The organism is Providencia sp. UF-183 (genome assembly GCF_058246155.1).
Genome location: NZ_JBSICD010000072.1, coordinates 1 through 389 on the forward strand (window position 1 = coordinate 1; position 389 = coordinate 389).

A 389-nucleotide genomic window follows, 5' to 3' on the forward strand; every position below is an offset into this window, starting at 1 on the left:
AGTCCTGAGGTTGAGCCTGTTGTGATCTCGAGTGTCTTGACGACCCCTTTCTGATCTTGTTGCCCTTGGTTGTTTGGTGAAACGGGGGCAGGTGGCTGTACATTCAGGGTTTCTTTATTGGAATCCTTGCCATTCACGGAAACATTGAGTTGTTTATCGCCACTTTGCTGCGCAGGCAGTTCGGCAGTGTAGCTACCGTCGGTATTTGGGGTCACCGGCAGGGTGTGTTTGTCGTTGCCAATGGTGACTTCGATATTTTGCACATCCTTGACAGGGTTGCCGTTTTTGTCGGTAAGCTCCACTTTGATGGTTGGCTTGTCCCCCGCATTTGGGGTTTTTGTGTTTGGCGTAACAACGATATTTTGCACACTGTTGTTGCCCGTGGCTTT

General features: G+C 49.9%; 1 protein-coding gene. It reads right to left on the reverse strand.

Features of this window, described 5'->3' with window-relative positions; translation table 11 throughout:
* The coding region (locus tag AC4IFT_RS22395; protein ID WP_490752934.1) for an invasin domain 3-containing protein at positions 1-368 on the reverse strand (368 nt) is incomplete at its 3' end.
* Between the last annotated feature and the right edge of the window lie 21 nt (positions 369-389).